Consider the following 226-nt stretch of genomic DNA (forward strand, 5'->3'; position numbering starts at 1 on the left):
TTCGCCTTCGATGTCCTCGGCGATGATCAGCAGGGGACGGCCCGACTGAACCACGGCTTCCAGCACCGGCAGCATCGGCTGCAGCGAGGTCAACTTCTTCTCGTGGAGCAGGATGAGCGGCTCTTCGAGGGAGACCTCCATCTTGTCCGGGTTGGTGATGAAGTAGGGCGACAGGTAGCCGCGGTCGAACTGCATGCCTTCGACGATGTCGACGGTGGTTTCGGCC

Annotated in this window: 1 pseudogene; it reads right to left on the bottom strand. The window is 61.9% G+C overall.

What is annotated here, in order from left to right:
* Positions 1–226: pseudogene (groEL, locus tag RRF55_RS28490) on the bottom strand (chaperonin GroEL); the annotation flags it as partial.

This window comes from Klebsiella sp. K47, assembly GCF_051858335.1.
GTDB classification, from domain to species: Bacteria; Pseudomonadota; Gammaproteobacteria; order Enterobacterales; family Enterobacteriaceae; genus Klebsiella; species Klebsiella pneumoniae.